The organism is Lysinibacillus sp. 10T31 (genome assembly GCF_056394365.1).
On the sequence record NZ_JBFTHS010000195.1, the window covers coordinates 1 to 469 of the forward strand.

Below are 469 nucleotides of genomic sequence, written 5' to 3' on the forward strand. Positions count from 1 at the left end.
ATCCTGCATACGTCCTTCGAACGAACGGGTGCCCAGTACGCCGTTGGGAGTATCAGGATGCACAATGTCAGTTTGTACCATCCTGCATACGTCCTTCGAACGAACGGGTGCCCAGTACGCCGTTGGGAGTATCAGGATGCACAATGTCAGTTTGTACCGAGAGAATTGCAGTCGCGTCCTTGCCATGGCTCGCCAACGTTTCCAATAACACTCTTAACGACGCATGCATACCGTTTGACTGGCAGGAGCCTAAGCAGAACATCCCCGAGCTAACCTCTGTTGGAGCGACAGATGGCAATAGCTCATGCGATAAGTCAATCAAACAACCATAAATGCTTGGCAGGGCATCTGCTTCAGCTACACCGAGCACAATCGGCGCAACCTTCCTCACCTTCTGGGCGACGGCACTTTCCGGCAGAATATCGGATTTTGAAGTTGCAATGACCGCAAAGTCGAAGCGGCCTAACTC

At 52.2% G+C, this 469-nt stretch carries 1 protein-coding gene; it reads right to left on the reverse strand.

The features are described from left to right. Window positions 1-67: 67 nt before the first annotated feature. Window positions 68-469 (reverse strand): hypothetical protein (locus AC1DCY_RS27605; protein ID WP_477355937.1); only part of this gene is annotated, 402 nt, incomplete at its 5' end.